The sequence below is a fragment of the Thermithiobacillus tepidarius DSM 3134 genome (assembly GCF_000423825.1).
Lineage (GTDB): Bacteria > Pseudomonadota > Gammaproteobacteria > Acidithiobacillales > Thermithiobacillaceae > Thermithiobacillus > Thermithiobacillus tepidarius.
Map to the genome: position 1 here is coordinate 47,989 of NZ_AUIS01000014.1, position 17,290 is coordinate 65,278.

The 17,290-nt window shown below is 68.9% G+C and carries 14 protein-coding genes; 11 read left to right on the plus strand and 3 right to left on the minus strand.

Annotated elements, in window-relative coordinates; translation table 11 throughout:
• Positions 1 to 5: 5 nt before the first annotated feature.
• Together G579_RS0108560 and G579_RS0108565 are read right to left on the minus strand one after the other, a co-directional pair.
• Positions 6 to 812 carry a carbon-nitrogen hydrolase family protein gene (locus tag G579_RS0108560; protein ID WP_028989853.1) on the minus strand — a complete coding sequence of 269 codons (807 nt, stop codon included), beginning with the start codon at positions 810 to 812 and terminating at the stop codon, positions 6 to 8.
• Positions 809 to 4,618 carry a YhdP family protein gene (locus G579_RS0108565; protein ID WP_028989854.1) on the minus strand — a complete coding sequence of 1,270 codons (3,810 nt, stop codon included), beginning with the start codon at positions 4,616 to 4,618 and terminating at the stop codon, positions 809 to 811. The genes G579_RS0108560 and G579_RS0108565 overlap by 4 nt, the downstream gene beginning before the upstream one ends.
• 89 nt (positions 4,619 to 4,707) lie before the next feature.
• On the opposite strand from G579_RS0108565, the gene glnE reads away from it, so the two are divergent.
• The 11 genes from glnE (at position 4,708) to G579_RS19020 (ending at position 17,004) form a co-directional block, all read left to right on the plus strand.
• The gene (glnE, locus tag G579_RS16700) at positions 4,708 to 7,662 is read left to right on the plus strand and encodes a bifunctional [glutamate--ammonia ligase]-adenylyl-L-tyrosine phosphorylase/[glutamate--ammonia-ligase] adenylyltransferase (protein WP_051181237.1); all 2,955 of its coding nucleotides are present in this window, start codon (positions 4,708 to 4,710) and stop codon (positions 7,660 to 7,662) included.
• A 91-nt stretch (positions 7,663 to 7,753) separates the two neighbouring features.
• Positions 7,754 to 8,701, plus strand: coding sequence for a branched-chain amino acid transaminase (locus G579_RS0108575; protein WP_269137057.1), 948 nt, complete (start codon positions 7,754 to 7,756; stop codon positions 8,699 to 8,701).
• Between the two features lie 18 nt (positions 8,702 to 8,719).
• Entirely contained in the window at positions 8,720 to 8,932 is a 213-nt protein-coding gene (locus tag G579_RS19510) for a zinc-finger domain-containing protein (RefSeq protein WP_038019036.1), read from the plus strand.
• 183 nt (positions 8,933 to 9,115) lie between these two features.
• On the plus strand, positions 9,116 to 10,000 hold the full coding sequence (locus tag G579_RS0108585) for a patatin-like phospholipase family protein (RefSeq protein ID WP_038019079.1): 885 nt from the start codon (positions 9,116 to 9,118) through the stop codon (positions 9,998 to 10,000).
• Between the two features lie 30 nt (positions 10,001 to 10,030).
• On the plus strand, positions 10,031 to 11,113 hold the full coding sequence (waaF, locus tag G579_RS16705) for a lipopolysaccharide heptosyltransferase II (RefSeq protein ID WP_051181241.1): 1,083 nt from the start codon (positions 10,031 to 10,033) through the stop codon (positions 11,111 to 11,113).
• 141 nt (positions 11,114 to 11,254) lie between these two features.
• Positions 11,255 to 12,751 (plus strand): ArnT family glycosyltransferase, encoded by a 1,497-nt coding sequence (locus tag G579_RS16710; RefSeq protein WP_038019039.1) that lies wholly within the window; start codon positions 11,255 to 11,257, stop codon positions 12,749 to 12,751.
• A gap of 84 nt (positions 12,752 to 12,835) precedes the next feature.
• Entirely contained in the window at positions 12,836 to 13,813 is a 978-nt protein-coding gene (locus G579_RS0108600; RefSeq protein WP_028989858.1) for a glycosyltransferase family 2 protein, read from the plus strand.
• Entirely contained in the window at positions 13,810 to 14,529 is a 720-nt protein-coding gene (locus G579_RS0108605; protein WP_028989859.1) for a polysaccharide deacetylase family protein, read from the plus strand. Before G579_RS0108600 ends, G579_RS0108605 begins: the two co-directional genes overlap by 4 nt.
• Positions 14,526 to 15,638, plus strand: coding sequence for a glycosyltransferase family 4 protein (locus G579_RS0108610; RefSeq protein WP_028989860.1), 1,113 nt, complete (start codon positions 14,526 to 14,528; stop codon positions 15,636 to 15,638). The genes G579_RS0108605 and G579_RS0108610 overlap by 4 nt, the downstream gene beginning before the upstream one ends.
• Positions 15,614 to 16,570, plus strand: a complete 957-nt coding sequence (locus tag G579_RS0108615) for a glycosyltransferase family 2 protein (protein ID WP_028989861.1) — start codon at positions 15,614 to 15,616, stop codon at positions 16,568 to 16,570. The genes G579_RS0108610 and G579_RS0108615 overlap by 25 nt, the downstream gene beginning before the upstream one ends.
• Before the next feature lie 20 nt (positions 16,571 to 16,590).
• Positions 16,591 to 17,004 (plus strand): hypothetical protein, encoded by a 414-nt coding sequence (locus tag G579_RS19020; protein ID WP_155989786.1) that lies wholly within the window; start codon positions 16,591 to 16,593, stop codon positions 17,002 to 17,004.
• Positions 17,005 to 17,007: 3 nt separating this feature from the next.
• On the opposite strand, the gene G579_RS0108620 is transcribed toward G579_RS19020, so the two are convergent.
• A partial coding sequence (locus G579_RS0108620; protein ID WP_028989862.1) for a transposase occupies positions 17,008 to 17,290 on the minus strand: 283 nt, incomplete at its 5' end.

A 17,290-nucleotide genomic window follows, 5' to 3' on the forward strand; every position in this document is an offset into this window, starting at 1 on the left:
GCGGGTTACAGGCGCCGGTGGCGCAGGGCGGGCAGGGCGCTGCGGTGCTGCTGCATCAGCGCGGGATCGAGATCGGCCAACACCACGCCGCTGCCGTTTTGCAGCCGACCCATGACCTGGCCCCACGGATCGACCACCTGGCTGGCGCCGAAGGTGGCGCGGCCGTTGCTGTGCTGGCCGCCTTGGTTGGGAGCGATCACGTAGGCCAGGTTTTCGATGGCGCGGGCGCGCACCAGCACGTCCCAGTGGGCTTGGCCGGTGGTGCGGGTGAAGGCGCTGGGGATGGTGAGAATCTCCGCGCCGGCCTCGGCGTAGTGGCGGAAGAGCTCGGGAAAGCGCAGGTCGTAGCAGATGGCCAGGCCCAGGCGTCCGAAGGGGGTATCCACCGTTACCGGCGCGCGGCCGGGCGTCAGGGTGTTGGATTCGCGGTAGGACTCGCCGCCGGGCAGGTCCACGTCGAAGAGGTGGAGCTTGTCGTAGCGGGCCTGTTGCCGGCCCTCGGCATCGAAGACCAGGCAGGCGGACACGGGCAGCGGGCTGTCCGGATCCTGCAGGGGGATGCTGCCGCCCACCAGCCACAGGCCCAGTTCCCGCGCCTGGCGCGCCAGCCATTCCTGGATGGGGCCCTGTCCCGCCGGCTCGGCGACGGCCAGCTTGTCCGTTTCCTTCTGGCCCATGAAGGCGAAGTTTTCGGGCAGCACGGCCAGGGCCGCGCCGCTGGCGGCGGCTTCCTGCAGGAGTTGGCCGGCGCGGGCGAGGTTGGCTTCGAGCTCGTGGCTGGACACCATCTGGACGGCGGCAACGCGGGTCATGGCTGGCTTGTCCTCCTGGAACGGGAAATAGGCGCAATCGTGGGGTTCTGCCAAGGACCGCTGGCTTGGTAGTGCAGGTCCACCACCGAGCCGTCCTTGCCGAAGAGGGCGGGGCCGAGGATGGGAAAGCGGCCCAGGAGCAGATCCACCGTCTGCAGCGGATGCACGTGCATCTGCAGGTCCAAGAGCCGGCTGCGCAGGTCGATGTCGCCCTCGGCCAGCACGCGCACGGCGCTGCTCTTGAGTTCCAGATCATCGGTGCGGGCCACGCCGTCATCGAGGACCAGTTGGCCGCCCAAGTGCTGGAAGAACAGCCCCTTGCCGGTGAGATCGCGGAAATCCATGGTGAAGACGCGCCGGAACATGCTGGTGACGTTCATCAGGCTGAGGATCTTCACCACCGGGCTGACCTCGGTGAAGCGCCCCTCCTCCAACTGCAGGGCGATGCGGCCGTCCAGCCGGGCGGGATCGAAGTCCAGCGGCCAGCCGGGCCAGCTCAGCTGGCCGTCCAGCTGCGCCTGCCCTTGGCTCAGGCCGCTGTTGAAGGCCAACTTGCGCAGGGTGTTGGCCACGTTCTGCGCCTCGAAGCGGCCCTGGATCTGCGTCTGTCCGCGCCCCGGGCCGGACCAGGTGCCGTCGCCGTCGAAGCGGGCGTCCTCCTCGCGGATGCGGATCTGCGGCAATTGCCACAGGCCGGGGCGGCGCTCGGCGGTGAAGGCGAGCTGGTCGATCTGGTAGTCATCCCAGCGCAGGTCGCGAATGTTGGCTTCGAGGCGCAGCGGCGTGGCGGCCGCTGCCGGCGTCAGCGGGCCGTCCTCCGGCTTGGCGGGGGCAGTCAGGGCGACCGCCACCGGCGCGGCGGGGCGCGGCTGCGGCGCCGGCACGTGCAGGCGCGCGAAGTCTGCCGCCAAACGCTCGCTCTGCCCGCGCGGATGAGCGTAGCGGATTTCGCCCTGCACGGCCGGGCCGTCCAGGCGCAGGGTCAATTGGCGGTCTTGCGTCACGCTGCCCTGGACCGCGAGTTCACGCCAGTCGCGGTCCAGGGCCTGGACCGTGCGCCAGCTCATGTCCACGTCGATCCGCGGCCAGTCGCCGGCGCCGCCTTCGCCCCCGCCGAGCAGGGCCAGCCAGGCGGACAAGGGCAGCACGTCGCCCCGGCCCTGCAGGCGGAAGCCGTCGGCGGGCAAGGCCGGCACGCTGTCGCTGCCCAACTGCCAAGCGCCGCGCGTCGGCATCCAGCCGCCCGTGCCGTTGGCCAGCAGCAGCTGGGCCGCGTGCCGCTGGCCGAGGGTGGCGCGGATGCCCAACTCCCGGTTGAGGATGAAGTCGCCCTGCGCCTGCAGGGGCAGGGTCGTTTCCGGGGCCTTGGCGAGCGGTTCGGGCAAGCGGATCGCCACCCCCTGCAGCGGACTTTGCAGGGCGTAGCTGCCGTGCTCGTCCTGCAGGCGCACGCCGAGCAGGTAGGGAATCCCGCCTTCGATGTGGTCGAGCCAGGCTTGGCCGAGCTGCGCTTTCAATGCTGCCGGCGTGGCCTGACCGTGGGCCAGGATGCGGACCTGCGGGTGGTGCTCCAGGGTGTCGACCGCCAGCTGCACCCGGGTCGGGCCGCCCAGCCACTGGCCTTCCAGGCCGGGGGTATGAATCTCGTGGCGGGTGAAGTACAGCGGGCCGCTGATCTGCTCCACCCGCCAGTTGTCCCACAGCAGATCCACCTGGCGCAGATCCAGGCGGCCGTCCACCGCCGTGCCCCCCTGGTGCCCGAGGCCGATGCGCAGCTTCAGGGCCAGGGGGCTCATGCCGGCGGCGCTGATCTTGGCGTGCCCGAGGGCGGTGTCGCGCAGGATGGGGGAGGCGCGCAGGAAGCGCAGGCCGGTGTTGAAGCTGGTGTCGATCAGGCCGTCGATGTGGAGCTGGGGGTTGTGGCTCAGGAGATCGGGGATGCGGGCGTTCAGGCGGCGGATGGGCGCATCGAAGATGGCGCCGCGCTCGGCCCGCAGGGCAAAGCCCTGGCGCGCGAAATCCATGCGGCCGCTCAGCCGCGTGGCGACCGGCCACTTGGGATCATAGCGCAGGGTCACGTCGCTGACGTGGCTGGTCACGCGGAACTCGCCGTCCTTGGGATTGGCGAAGGGGAATTTGCTCAGCGGACCGCGCAGCTGCACCCGCGCCTGATCGATGCGGCCCTGCAGCAGGGCGTTGTCGAGCCAGTGCAGCAGCGCCGGATGCATGATCCGGTAGGGATAATAGCGGGGCGCGTGGGCGGCCGAGACACTGTGCGCCCGGGCATCCAGCGCCAGGTAGGGACGCTGTCCCGGCGTCTGCACGATGTGGGCATGCCCCTCGGCATTGAGATCGCCCTGCAGCTGGAAATGGGGCAGCCTGACCGTGAGACGCTCGCCGGTCCACTGCCAGCTCGCCTCGCTGCGCAGGCGCTGGATGGGGATGGTCTGGCGGAAGGCGTAGGGCCAATCCAGCAGCACATCTTGGCTGTCCAGGCGCAGCGCGCCGTCCTGGTTCACCAGCCGGATCTCGCCGCTCAGATTGCGAAAGCCGGGCGACTTGTCCACGGGATGGGTGTGCAGGCGGGTAAAGCGGTTGCTCACCGCGAAGTGCTCGGCCTGCTTTGCCGAGCCCTCCTGCCAGATCAGCTGGAAGTCTTCCACCAGGCCCTGCGGCCGCGCTTCCGCCAGATAGCGCTGCCAGGCCGGCGGCAGCAGCTTGGGCGGCAGCAGGTGCAGGGTGGGGCCGATCTCCATGCGGTCCACCTTGAGGGCGATGCGGGTGGGGGCGTCGCCCAGGCTGCTGTGCAGCACCACGTTGAAGGGGCGCCAGCGCTCGCCCGGCCGGGCCAGCCGCACGTCATCCAGCCGCAGGCGGCCCTGGTTGGACTGGCTGCGCCAGTCCAGCTGCAGGGCCAGGGAGTCAGCATGCAGCGGCTGGTGGTAGTAGGTTGGCCACGCGAGCGCCGGCCGGTCCACCCGCAAAGGCCCGTGCAGGCGGGTCAGGTGCGCCTCGCGCCAGGCGCCGCTCAAGGTGCCGGAGACGGTGCCGCCGATGGTGAAGGGCAGGGCTTCGGCGAAGTAGCCCGCCAGCAGGTCCGTGTGCAGATTGCGGATGGTGACGGTGGCTTCGCCGCGCGAGTCGAGCGGGTCGGAAAAGAGATGCCGGGCCGCCGCCTGGATGCGGATCTCGCTGCCCAATTGCCGGGGCAGGGTGACGCTGCCCTGGACGTGCTGGCGGAAACGGCTCTGGACCTGCACGTTGAGCTGCTGCAGGCGCAGGCGGCCGAGACCGGGATGGCGCGCGTCCTGCCAGTCCAGGATGCCGTTGCGGATATCCATGTCGGCGTGGTCCAGGGTGACGGACAGGGCATCGCCGGCGCCGCCCAGCACCTTGCCGCCCACCTTCAGGCGGCCGTCCGCCAGGCGCTCCACCGCGAGATAGGGCCGCTCCAGGCGCAGGTGGCGCACGGCGAAGCGTCCCCACAGCAGCGGCAGGGGATGCAGTTCCACATCCAGCTGCGGCAGCAGGATCTGCGGCTGTTGCGGGTCGCCCACGCGCACGTCTTTCAGTCGCATCCACGGCCCGACGCGCCAGTGGGATTCCATGGTGCCGATGCGCACCGGCTGGCCCAGCATCTCGGTCATGCGGACCTCCATGTGCGGCCGCAGGCGCCCCAGCTCGGCGCTGCCGAAGTAGATGAGAATGCCGGCGAGGATGATGGCCAGGACACCCAGCGCCAGGCTCCAGCGGATCAGGGCACGGAGATGGCGTTGGAGGTGGAGGAGTAGGGATGGAGCTCGCAAAGCGGAATCAGGGCCAATTACTGCTAAGATAGGTACCGTTAACTATAAACCCAGACGGATGAAGAGCCAAGCGAAAGCCGGGGGAAGACATGGATGATCCGTTGACGGAAGCATTGGCGCGGCAGGTGGCCGCGGTCTGTGCGCCGCTGCCCGTGGAGGGCGGGGCGGTGGCGCAGGCCATGCAGGCGTGCCTGGACGCGCAGGACGCCCCAACCCGGACCTGGCTGCAGGCGCTGCCCCCGGCCGCCTGGCAGGCCTGGGCCCGGGTGCTTTGCGTCAGCCCCTACGCGCGCGAGCAGCTGCAGCGCCACCCCGACTGGCTGCCGGCCCTGCTGCGCGGCGAGCCGGCGCCGGCGCGGCCCGAGCTGGCGGACGTGGCGGATTTGGCCGGCCTGCAGCGCGCCCTGCGCTGGTTCCGGCACCGCCACATGGTGGAGATCATCTGGCGCGATCTGAACGAGGCGGACGCCTATCCGCGCACGGTGGCGGCCTTGAGCCGCCTGGCCGAGACCTGCCTGCAGGCGGCGCTGGATTTCCTGCAGGCCGAGCTGCACGCCCGCTTCGGCCGGCCGCGCGACGCCCAGGGCGGGGAGGTGCCCTTCGTGGTGCTGGGCATGGGCAAGCTGGGCGGCGCCGAATTGAACCTGTCCTCGGACATCGATCTCATCTTCGCTTACGGCGCGGCCGGCGAGACCGACGGCCCGCGCAGCCTCGACAACGGCGAATTCTTCACCCGCCTGGGCCGGCAGCTGATCCAGGCCCTCAACGAGCGCACCGCCGACGGTTTCGTCTTCCGGGTGGACATGCGCCTGCGCCCCTTCGGCGACTCGGGGCCGCTGGCCGTGTCGGCGGAGGGCATGGAGCACTACTACCAGGTGCACGGCCGCGACTGGGAGCGCTACGCCCTCATCAAGGCGCGGCCGGTGGCGGGCGACCTCGCCTTCGGCGCGGAGCTGCTCAAGACCCTGCAGCCCTTCGTCTATCGCCGCTATCTGGACTTCACCGCCTTCGCCGCCCTGCGCGAGCTCAAGACCCTCATCGATGCCGAGGTGCGGCGCAAGGACATGCGGGACAACATCAAGCTCGGGCCGGGCGGCATCCGCGAGGTGGAGTTCATCGTGCAGGCCTTCCAACTGATCCGCGGCGGCCAGGTGCCCGCCCTGCGCCAGCGCAACACCCTGGCGGTGCTGGAGGCGTTGGCGGCACGCGGCTTCCTGCCGGTCCACGATGCCGAGGTGCTGCGCCGGGCTTATCTCTTCCTGCGCGACCTGGAGCATCGGCTGCAGATGGTGAACGACAACCAGACCCAGATGCTGCCCGCCGCGGCGCTGGAGCGCGAGCGCCTGGCCTTGGCCATGGGCTGCGCCGACTGGGAGGCCCTGGAGCGGGCGCTGAAGCGGTACCGGGAGCAGGTGGAGCAGCACTTCGACCTGGCCTTCGCCGCGCCTCAGGCCGAAGTACAGCAGCAGGACACCGCCGCCCGCGATCTGTGGCTGTGGGCCGGCATGGACGACGACCACGACGAGGCCGCCGCCGGCCAGCTGCTTCATCTGGGCTTCACCGACGCGGCGGCGAGCTGGCAATTGCTGAGCGGCTTCGGCCGCAGCAACCTGGTGAGCCGGCGCCTGACCGCCCAGGGCCGCGCGCGGCTGGACCAGCTGATGCCCTTGGTGCTCGGCGTCTGCGCGCGCTCGCCGCAGCCGGACGTCCTGCTGCTGCGCTTCCTGCGCCTGATCGAGGCGGTGGCCGGGCGCAGCGCCTATCTCGCCCTGCTGGTGGAGAATCCGCTGGCCCTGTCGCGCCTGGCGCGCCTCTTGCTGCTGAGCCCGTGGGTGAGCAGCGAGCTGACCCGCTATCCGACCTTGCTGGACGAAGTGCTGGACGAGCGCGAACTGCTGCTCGGCCGCGACCGGGAGCGCCTGCGGCGCGACTTGGCCGCCGAGCTGGCGGCCGAGCCCGATGCCGAAGGGCGCATGGACCGTTTGCGCCATTTCAAGCGGACCGAGGTGTTCCGCCTGGCCCGGGCCGACCTCATCGGCCGCTTTCCGGTGGAGGAGGTCACCGCCGGGCTGAGCCGGCTGGCCGAGGTGCTGCTGGATGGCGTGCTGGAGCTGGCCTGGGCGGATCTGGCCGAGCGCCACGGCGTTCCCCGGCAGCCGGATGGCGCGGCGGCGCAGTTCTGCGTCGTCGGCTTCGGCAAGCTCGGCTCGGCGGAAATGGGCTATCACTCGGACCTGGATCTCCTGTTCCTGCACGACAGCGAACTGGAGGGCCAGTCCGACGGCGACCGGCCGCTGGCCAACGCGGTCTTTTTCGCGCGCCTGGGCCAGCGCATCATTTACTATCTGAGCACGTTGACGCCCGCCGGGACCCTCTATAGCATAGACATGCGTCTGCGCCCCAGCGGTCGTTCCGGCCCTCTGGTGACTTCCCTTGCCCATCTGGACGATTATCAGCGCCATACTGCCTGGACCTGGGAACATCAGGCCCTGACCCGGGCGCGTCCCATCGCCGGCAGCCCGGCCCTGCGGGCCGCCTTCGACGCCCTGCGCCTGGAGGTGCTGCGCCAGCCCCGCGATGCCGGGCAGCTGCGCCGCGACGTGCGGGACATGCGCGCGCGCATGGTGGCCGAGCACGCGCCCGGCACCGAGGTCTTCCATGTGAAGCACAGTCCGGGCGGGCTGGTGGATATCGAATTCCTGGTGCAGTACGGGCGCTTGCTGCGGGGCGCGGCGGATCCCGGCCTGCTGGAGGGCCGGGACACGCGCGGCGGCCTCGCGGCCCTGGCCGGGCACGGCTTTCTGAGCGAGGCGGACGCCCAGGATCTCGCTTTGGCGCTGCACTTCTACCGCTTTTTGGAGCTGCGCCTGCAGCTGCTGGAACGGCCGGGGGCCTTCGGCGAGGCGGAGGCGGCGGAGATCGAGCGCCTGCTGCCGTCCGCGTTCCGTGCCCTGTGGTCGCGCGTCGCCGCCCACCGCGAGCGGGTGCGCCAGATCTGGGCGGCATGTTTGGGCAGTGAGCAGGATGTGAACGGTGAAACGTGAACAGTGAATCGTGGGCAGGCCGGGCCGTATGCCCGGCTCACGCTTCACTGTTCACGATTCACGAGAATTTGACAGGAGAAACGCCATGTCCATGGCTGATCGAGACGGCTTTATCTGGTTTGACGGCAAGCTGCTGCCCTGGCGCGAAGTGACGGTGCACGGCCTGACCCACAGCCTGCATTACGGCATGGGCGTCTTCGAGGGCGAACGGGCCTACAACACGCCGGCGGGACCGGCCATCTTCCGCCTGCAGGAGCATACCCGGCGCCTCTTCAACAGCGCCAAGATCCTGCAGATGGACATGCCCTTCGGCGAAGCCGAGATCAATGCCGCCACCTGCGAGGTCATCCGTGCCAACGGCCTGGAGTCCGCCTACATCCGTCCGCTGGCCTTCTACGGCGCCGAGGGCATGGGCCTGTCCGCCAAGGGCCTGAAGACGCACGTGCTCATTGCCGCCTGGCCCTGGGGCGCCTATCTGGGGCAGGAGGCGCTGGAGCGCGGCATCCGGGTCAAGGTCAGTTCCTTCAACCGCCACCACGTGAACATCCACATGGTCAAGGCCAAGGCCACCGGCAACTACCTGAACTCCATGCTGGCCCAGCGCGAGGCTTCGGCGGCCGGCTACGACGAGGCCCTGCTGCTGGATCGCGAGGGCTACGTGGCCGAGGGCTCGGGAGAGAACATCTTCATGGTGCGCGACGGCGTGCTCTACACGCCGACCCTGACCTCCGCCCTGGAAGGCATCACCCGCGACACGGTGATGCGCCTGGCCGGCGAGCTAGGCATCCGCGTGGTGGAGAAGCAGCTGACCCGCGACGAGTTCTACATCGCCGACGAGGCCTTCTTCACCGGCACCGCCGCCGAGGTGACGCCCATCCGCGAGATCGACGGCCGCGTGATCGGCAGCGGCAGCCGCGGGCCCGTCACCCAGCGCCTGCAATCCCTGTATTTCGATCAGGTGACCGGCAAGCGCAAGGAGCACCCCGAGTGGCTGACCTATGTGAACGACGTGCCGGCGCAGCGCGCCGCGCCCCTGTGATGCTTTTGAGGACGAGAAGTGGCTGAGAAAGTGACCTGCTGCGACAAGAGCTATTACGAGATCCTGCCGGACGAGCTGCCGCTGCGCTGTCCGCTGCCCAGCATGAGCGCCTGGAACGCCCACCCGCGGGTCTTCCTGCCCATCGAGAAGACCGGAGAGGCGCGCTGTCCCTACTGCGGCACCCTCTACCTCCTCAAGGGCGGCCCCTTGGCGGAGGCGGCGCATCACTAGTCGCGCCTCGGGTCGTGGGCAGCAAGGGGTCAAACCTCTCCCGCGGGGAGAGGGCAGGGTGAGAGGGCGCCGTCTCCCTGCCGAACTTCCTGGAGGAGGGTGCGAGCGATGTCGGTCATCCGTTGCGCCGCTTTCCGCCCACGAGGCGCCATTCACATCACGGATTCCGCACCTGAAAGCATCATGAGCCGGCCTCTGCGCTACCCCCTGGTCCTGTTGCTCGCCCTCTTCGTCAGCGCCTGCTCCAGCACCCCCGAAAAGCCTCCGGTGGCGGTGTCCAAGCCGCCGGCGCGCATCGCCCTGGTGCTCGGCGGCGGGGCGGCGCGCGGCTTCGCCCACGTCGGCGTCATCAAGATCCTGGAGGCCAATCAGATCAAGCCGGACCTGGTAGTGGGCACCAGCGCCGGCAGCCTGGTGGGCGCGCTCTACGCGGCCGGCTATTCGGGCTTCGACCTGCAGCGCATCGTCCTCGACATGGGGCAGTTCGACGTCTTCGATCTGTCCCTGCCCGACCGCGGCTTCGTCAAGGGAGAGAAGCTGCAGGATTTCGTGAATGCCAAGGTCAGGAACCGTCCCATCGAGGCGCTGCCCATCCGCTTCATCGCCGTGGCCACCGAGGCCCGCAGCGGGCGGCGCGTGGACTTCGCCCGCGGCAACGCGGGCCAGGCGGTGCGGGCGTCCTCCAGCATTCCCGGCGTGTTCCGGCCGGTCGCCATCAATGGCCATGAGTACGTGGACGGCGGCGTGGTGAGTCCGGTGCCCGTGCTGGCGGCACGGGCGGCGGGCGCCAACTTCGTCATCGCCGTGGACATCTCGCCCGACAACACGGAAGTGCTCGCCTCCAGCCTGGGGGTGCTCAACCAGAGTGCCCGCATCATGGGCAAGCGCATCGCCGCCGAGGAGCTCAAGCAGGCGGACGTGGTGATCCGGCCGCAGGTGGGCGAGATCGGCCTGGTGTCCTTCGATCGCAAGAACGAGGCGGTCATGGAGGGCGAACGTGCCGCGCTCGCCGCCTTGCCCGCCATCCGGGCCGGCCTGGCGCGCTTCGCGCCGCGCCAGGCCACCTGACCCCGTTTTCCTGTTCAGCCGCGGACCCCCATGCCGTACGCCACCTATCCCGACTCCACCCTCATCAACGTCCGCGATCCCCAACAGGTGCTCATCGTCGCCCCCGCCTGGGTCGGCGACATGGTCATGGCGCACGTGCTGATTCAGGTCCTGCGGCGCCGCTATCCGCGCCTGGCCATCGATCTGGTCGCGCCGCCCTGGACCGCGGCCCTGGGCCAGCGCATGGCCGAGGTGCGGCAAAGCTTCTCCCTGGAGATGGCCCATGGGCGCCTGGATCTGCACCTGCGCAGGGCCTTCGCGCGCGAGATCAAGCCGATCGGCCATGACTGGGCCATCGTCCTGCCCAGCAGCTGGAAGTCGGCCCTGGTCCCCTACTGGGCCGAAATTCCCCATCGCACGGGCTTTCGCGGCGAGTGGCGCTTCGGTCTCCTGAACGACCGCCGCCAACTCGACAAGCGGCGCCTGCCGCGCACGGTGGACCGCTTCGTGGCCCTTGGGCTGACGCCCGCGGCGCCGCTGCCGCACCAGTTGCCGGCGCCGCGCCTGCAGGTGGACGCGGAGGCCCGCCAAGCCACCCTGCAGCGCCTGGGCCTGGGCGTGCCCAGCCGGCCGCTGCTGGCCCTGGCGCCCGGCGCGGAGTACGGGCCGGCCAAGCGCTGGCCCGTGTCCCACTACATCGAGCTGGCTCGCCGCCAGATCGCCGCCGGCTGGGCGGTGTGGGTCTTCGGCAGCCCCAAGGATGCCGAGATCACCCAGGCCATCGCCGCGGCGGTACCCGAGGCGGTCGATCTGGGCGGGCAGACCAGCCTTCTCGAAGCAGTGGACCTGCTGGCCCTGGCGCAGGTCACGGTGAGCAACGATTCGGGCCTGATGCACGTGGCCGGCGCAGTGGGCAGCCGCGTCATCGGGCTCTTCGGCTCCAGCAGCCCGGTGATGACGCCGCCGCTGGGCCGTCATGCCAAGATCTTGTCCAAGGGACTCAAGTGCAGCCCCTGCGGCAAGCGCGAGTGCCCGCTCAAGCATCATCGCTGCCTGGAAGATCTGTATCCGGACGAGGTGGCCGAAGCCGTTGCCGGCGCTGCCCGCGGCATCTCCCAGAACCTGGCGTCGTGAGGACCGTCTCCCCTCGATCGTCGATGACGAGACCAAGCAGAGGAGCAGTCAGTCCATGCTGAACAGGGAAACCCGGGTCCACTGGCGCAAGCGCATGCCTGGCGGCCCGGCCGTGCCGGCGGGCCGGGGAGCGCTCCGCTGATGGCGGCCGCTGCCGGCACCCGCCCGCCCGGAGTTGCGCACCTCCTGGCCACGGGTGCCGGCTTCCTGGCGCTGCTGGCCCTGTACTTCCTGGTCCAGGCGCTGATCCGCCTGCTGGCGCCCGGCGCCGTGGAGCTGGACGAGGCGGAGCAGCTTCTCCTGTACCAGGCGCCGGGCCTCGGCTACGATGAGCAGCCGCCCCTCTATACCTGGCTGCAGACGGCGCTCTTCCATCTGCTCGGTCCCGGGGTGGCGGGCATCGCCATCCTGAAGAACACGCTGCTCTTCCTCACCTTCGCGGGCCTGTACGCCCTGGGCCGCCGCCTGCTGAACAGCCGCCTGACGGCCGGCGCGGCGGCGGCTTCGCTCCTCTTCGTGCCGCAGATCGCCTGGGAAGCCCAGCGCGATCAGAGCCATTCCGTGCTGTTGATGGCGCTGTCGGTGTGGACGTTCTGGCTGTTCTTTCGCCTCGCCGAACACGGTCGGGTCCGCGATTATCTGGCCCTGGGCGTCTGTCTGGGCCTTGGGCTGCTCACCAAATACAATTACGGGTTCCTGGCCGGTGCCCTGCTGCTGGCGGCGCTCAGTCTGCCGGCCTACCGGCCGGTGCTGCTGCATCCGCGCCTGGCGTGGGCCGGGGTGCCGGCCGCGCTGATATTCCTGCCGCATCTGCTCTGGCTGCTGCCGCACTATCAGGCGGTGTCGGGAGAGCTGGTGGGCAAGGTGGTGAGCACCGAGACGCCCCTGTACATGAGCGCCGTGGGCGCGGGCCTGAAGAGTCTCGGCAACGCGATCTTCTCCGCCTTGGCGCCGCTGGGGCTGCTCTATCTCTGGCTGGCGCGGGGCCGGTCCGGCAGCGCGGCGGCAGTACCGCCGGCGGAAGCGCTGCTGGCGCGCTTCTTCGCCGTCTCCCTCGTTCTGGTGGCTGCCGTGCTGCTGGCGCTCAAGGCGCAGCACGTCAATGCCCGCTGGCTTCAGCCCTTCCTGGCGCTCGTGCCGCTGTGGATCTTTCTGCGTCTGGAGCGCCTGGGCGTGCCGGCACCGCGGCTGCGGCGCTGTCTGGGCCTGGCGGGGCTGGCGGCGGTGCTGCTTTTGACGGCCATGGCGGCGCGCGTGACGGTGGCGCCGCAGCTCGGCAAGTACTCGCGCCTGCAGATGCCCATGCCCGAGCTGGCGGCGGCCATCCGCGCCCAGGGCTTCTCGCGGGGATGGGTGGTGGCCGACAGCCACGTCCTGGGCGGCAACTTGAAGCTGCATTTCCAGGACAGCCGGATCGTGGCGCCCGGCTTCGGACTGGAGCGCCTGCCGCCGGCGCCGCGATCCCCGGTGCTGCTGGTCTGGGATGCCAGCCGGGAACGGGGGCTGCCGGCGGTGCTGCGGGACGTGGTACCGCGGCTGGCCCAGGCGCGGCGGCAAGCGCCGCGCATCCACTATCTCAGCCGGCCATACCACGGCGCCGGCGACCGGCACATGACGCTGGGCATCGCCCGCTTCTAGCGGCGCCCCAGCCAGATCGTCCTCGATGCTGGTCATGGACCCACGCCTATTATATGCTAGCCCAATTTCTGAGTTGGCAGTCCCATGAGCGTTCCGGAAACATCGCTGGTCATCCCCATCTACAACGAGCTGGACAACATCACGCCGCTCTTCGCCGCCCTCGATGCGGCCCTGCAGGGCCTGGACTTCGAGGTCATCCTGGTGGACGACGGCAGCCTGGACGGCACCGGCGAGGCCCTGGACGCAGGCGCGGCCCGGCTGGGCGAGCGCTACAAGGTCATCCATCTGCAGCGCAACTTCGGCCAGACCGCCGCCATGCAGGCGGGCATCGATGCCGCCCGCGGCGAAGTGATCGTCACGCTGGACGGCGACCTGCAGAACGATCCCGGCGACGTGCCCATGCTGGTCAAGGCCTTGCGCGAGCAGGACATGGACGTGGTGGCCGGCTGGCGCAAGAACCGCCAGGACGGCCTGTGGCTGCGCAAGATCCCCTCGCGCGCCGCCAACTGGCTCATCGGCCGGCTGACTGGCGTGCGCCTGCATGACTACGGCTGCACGCTCAAGGCTTACCGGGCCTCGGTGCTGAAGGCCATCCGCCTCTACGGCGAGATGCACCGCTTCATCCCCGCCTGGCTCGCCACCCAGACCTACACCAACCGCATCGTCGAAGTGCCGGTGCGGCATCATCCGCGCGTGGCGGGCAAGAGCAAGTACGGCATCTCCCGCACCTCGCGCGTCTTCGTCGATCTGCTCTTCGTCAAGTTCTTCATGCGCTTCAACCAGCGCCCCATGCACTTTTTCGGCACGCTGGGACTCAGTTTCCTGGTGCTGGGGCTGCTCATCCTGGGCTATCTCTTCGGGCTGAAGCTCTTCACCGGCGCCAGCATCGGTGGTCGGCCCATGCTCCTGATCGGCATCCTCGGCGTGATCGCCGGCATCCAGTGGCTGAGCACCGGGCTGGTGGGCGAGATGCTGTCGCGCATTTATTACGAGTCCCAGGGCAAGAAGAGCTACGTGGTGCGCCGCACCGTGCACCTGGAGCCGGCGGAGCGGGGGGCTTGAGCGTCGTTCCCATCCTGATGTACCACAATCTCGGCCGGCCGCCGGCCGGCGCGCGCCTGCGCAGCCTCTACGTGCGCCGCGGCGCCTTCGCCCGCCAGATGCGCCTGCTGCGCCTTTTGGGCTATCGCGGCCTGTCCATGGGCGCGGCCATGCCTTACCTGCGCGGCGAGCGGCAGGGGCGGGTGGCGGTGATCACCTTCGACGACGGCTACGTGGACACCCTGGCAGCGGCCCTGCCGGTGCTGCAGGGCCATGGCTTCTCCGCCACCTGCTACGCGGTCAGCGCGCGCCTGGGCCAGCACAACGACTGGGACGCGGACGAGCTCGGCGTGCGCAAGCCCCTGATGGACCGGGTGCAGCTGCGCCGCTGGCGCGATGCCGGCATGGAGGTCGGCGCCCACACCCGCACCCATCCTCACCTGCCCGCCTGCAGCGCGGCGCAGTTGCACGACGAGGTGGCGGGCAGCAAGGCGGAGCTGGAAGACGTGCTGGGTGTGCCGGTGACGCAGTTCTGCTATCCCTACGGCGACCTGGACGCGCGCAGCATCGACGCGGTGCAGCAGGCCGGCTTCGCCGCCGCCACCACCACCCGGCGCGGGCGGGCGCGGCCCGGCGATGATCTTTTTCGGTTGGCGCGGGTGCTGGTGGGCGGGCACAACCTGCCGCACCTCTTCGCCCTCAAGATCCTGAGCAATTACGAGGACCGGCGCGGATGAGACTGCTGTTCGTGGGCACCAACAAGGGCGGCGGTGGCACCGAAAGCCACTTCGTCACCCTGGCCCGCGCCATGAGCGCGGCCGGCCATGCGGTGGCCGCCGTGGCGCGGCCCGGATGTCCCATCGCCCAAGGCCTGCAGGGCAGCGGCGTGGACCTCTATCCGGGCGTCTTCAAGAACGTCTTCGACCCGCGCGGCTACCGCGCCGTCTGGCGGGCGGCGCGCCGTTTCCGGCCCGATTGGATCGTGGGCAGCTTCAGCAAGGAGTACTGGCCGCTGGCCGGCCTCTCCCATGCCCTGGACGTGCCCTTGGCGCTCTTCAAGCACATGGATTTTCCCATGAAGCCCGCCACCCACCATTTCATCCCGCGCCTGGCCGGCCGCTTCATCGTCATTTCCGACTTCATGCGCAAGCGTTTCATCGGGCGGGGCGTGCCGGCCGACTACCTGCATGTGCTCTACAATCCGCTGGACCTCGCCTACTTCCGACCCGATCCCGCCCTGCGCCGGCAGGCCCGCACGGCGCTCGGGCTGCACGAGGACGATGTGCTGGCCGGCTTCATCGGCGCCCTGCATCCAGGCAAGGGCATTTTCGTCCTCGCAGATGCCTTGGATCAAGCCATGGACCGCCTGCCCCGGCTCCGGGCCCTGTGGGTGGGCGAGGGCCCGGTGGCGGCGGACTTCGCCCGGCGCCTGGCCGCCAGTCCCCACGCCGAGCGCCATGTCCGCCGCGGCTGGAGCAAGGATGTGCGGCCTTTCTACGCCGCCATGGACCTGCTGGCCATGCCATCTGTCGAATCGGACACCTTCGGCCGCGTGTCCATCGAGGCGCAGGCCTGCGGCGTGCCGGTGCTGGGCAGCCAGTTGGGCGGCATTCCCGAGACCCTGCTGCCCGGCGCGAGCGGCCTGCTGCTGCCGCCCGGCGCGGTGGAAGCATGGCGCGATGCCATGCTGGAGCTGGCCCAGGACGCGCCGCGCCGCCAGCGCATGGGACAAGCCGGTTGGGAATTCGTCAACGACCGTTTCAGCGCCCCGGTGATCGCCGAGGACTTCCGGCGGCTTTTGATGGAAGGGCAGGTGAGCAGGTGGCCGGCGAGCGCTTTACGGTAATCATCGTCAACTACAACGGCGGCGCCATGCTGCTGGACTGCGTGCGCTCGGCCTTGGCCGAGGGCGTGCCCGCGGCGCAGGTGATCGTGGTGGACAACGGCAGTGGGGACGACTCCATCCCGCTGCTGACGAGCCAAGTTCCCCAAGCCGTGGTGATCCGCAATCCCTGCAACGCCGGCTTCGCACGGGCGGTGAATCAGGGGCTGCGGCGGGTGGGCACGGACTTCGCCCTGCTCCTGAACAACGACGCCCAACTGCAGCCGGGCGCCCTGGCGGCCTTTGCCCGGGTCTTCGCCCAGCGGCCCCGGCTGGCCATGGCCGGCGGTCAACTCCTCTATGCCGACGGGCGTCGGCAGAATTCGGTGGCGGCCATCCCGACCCTGACGACGGAAATCGTGCCCAAGGCCCTTTTGAAGCTCATCCAGCCGCGGCGCTACTCCGGCAAGCTGGAAAGCGACCGGCCGGTAGCGGTGGAGAGCGTCATCGGCGCCTGCCTCGCCGTGCGCATCGCCGTGCTGGCCGAGGTGGGGCTCTTGGACGAGGACTTTTTCTTTTACATGGAAGAGACCGAATGGTGCCTGCGGGCGCGGCGCCGGGGCTATGAGATTTGCCATGTCCCGGACGCCAAGGCCATCCACGCCCAAGGCAAGACGGCCAATGCCTTTCGCACCCAGGCCCGGATCGAGTTTCAGCGCTCGAAGCTGATGTTTTTTGCCAAAACGGGAGGCCGTTTAATTTACTTCTTCGTGCTGAGCCTGCTGCTGCTGAGGTCTTTCGTAAACGCTTCGGCCAATAGCTTGCTTTGCTTGCTTACACTGTGTGTAAATCGGCGCCTACGCTCCAAGGCGGCGGGCTACTGGATCATTTGCGCTTGGCATATCCTCCAGAGGCCTGATGATTGGGGGCTGCCGAATAAATGTCGTTCGCTTTAGATTCATATAAGAGAGATACGATGGCGTCGAGTGAGAAGGTGGTTTCCAGGGCTGTCTTGGCTGGTGTGGCTGATGGATATGCGGCCTCTTACCTAGAAAAAATCCATTTGCATTTGGTGTTCCTGGTGGGGTTTTCAAGCTTTGGGGTCATGTTCCTGCACTCCTTCTCGCTCGGTGCCTTATGGATGCTATCCGCATTTCTGGCTGTCCCCGCAGTTCGGGGGGGGCAGAGAGAATGGCTTAATTTGTTGCCTTTTTTGAGCATCTTGCTCTATTTCGGGTGCTTGTTCCTGCTGTTTCCCCGCACGTCATCTCTGGATGCCGTACTTAGATTTCCATTCTTTTTCTTGGTTGTTCCACTTTTGTATCTGGCCCATGCCTCTGTGCCATCGGAAGAAATAGAAAGCAGGGTTAAATTTTTTTGGCTCTGTTGAATTTCAAGTGGGTTGCCGGGCATGAGGGTTGATCACTGCGAAGTCGAGCTTGCCGGCGATCAGGAAGATGACGGTTCTGATAGTGGTGAAGCGGGTGAAGCCGCGAGCGCGGCGCTTGGCGGACTGAAACAGGCCGTTGAGCGCTTCGAGGAAGCCGTTGGTCTGGCGGGTCTGGGCCCAGGCGACGATGCCCTCGAGGTGGCGACGGACCATGGCGGCGACCTCCTTCATGGGTTCGACCTTGGAACGCATGACGCAGGTGCACCAGTGCTTGAGCATGTCGCGT

Bases quoted from the DNA above. Each gene is read 5' to 3' on its own strand.
- G579_RS0108560 (WP_028989853.1), bottom strand. From the start codon at position 812: ATGACCCGCGTTGCCGCCGTCCAGATGGTGTCCAGCCACGAGCTCGAA.
- G579_RS16710 (WP_038019039.1), top strand. From the start codon at position 11,255: ATGGCGGCCGCTGCCGGCACCCGCCCGCCCGGAGTTGCGCACCTCCTG.
- G579_RS0108575 (WP_269137057.1), top strand. From the start codon at position 7,754: ATGGCTGATCGAGACGGCTTTATCTGGTTTGACGGCAAGCTGCTGCCC.
- G579_RS0108585 (WP_038019079.1), top strand. From the start codon at position 9,116: ATGAGCCGGCCTCTGCGCTACCCCCTGGTCCTGTTGCTCGCCCTCTTC.
- G579_RS0108610 (WP_028989860.1), top strand. From the start codon at position 14,526: ATGAGACTGCTGTTCGTGGGCACCAACAAGGGCGGCGGTGGCACCGAA.
- G579_RS0108600 (WP_028989858.1), top strand. From the start codon at position 12,836: ATGAGCGTTCCGGAAACATCGCTGGTCATCCCCATCTACAACGAGCTG.
- glnE (WP_051181237.1), top strand. From the start codon at position 4,708: ATGGATGATCCGTTGACGGAAGCATTGGCGCGGCAGGTGGCCGCGGTC.
- waaF (WP_051181241.1), top strand. From the start codon at position 10,031: ATGCCGTACGCCACCTATCCCGACTCCACCCTCATCAACGTCCGCGAT.
- G579_RS19020 (WP_155989786.1), top strand. From the start codon at position 16,591: ATGGCGTCGAGTGAGAAGGTGGTTTCCAGGGCTGTCTTGGCTGGTGTG.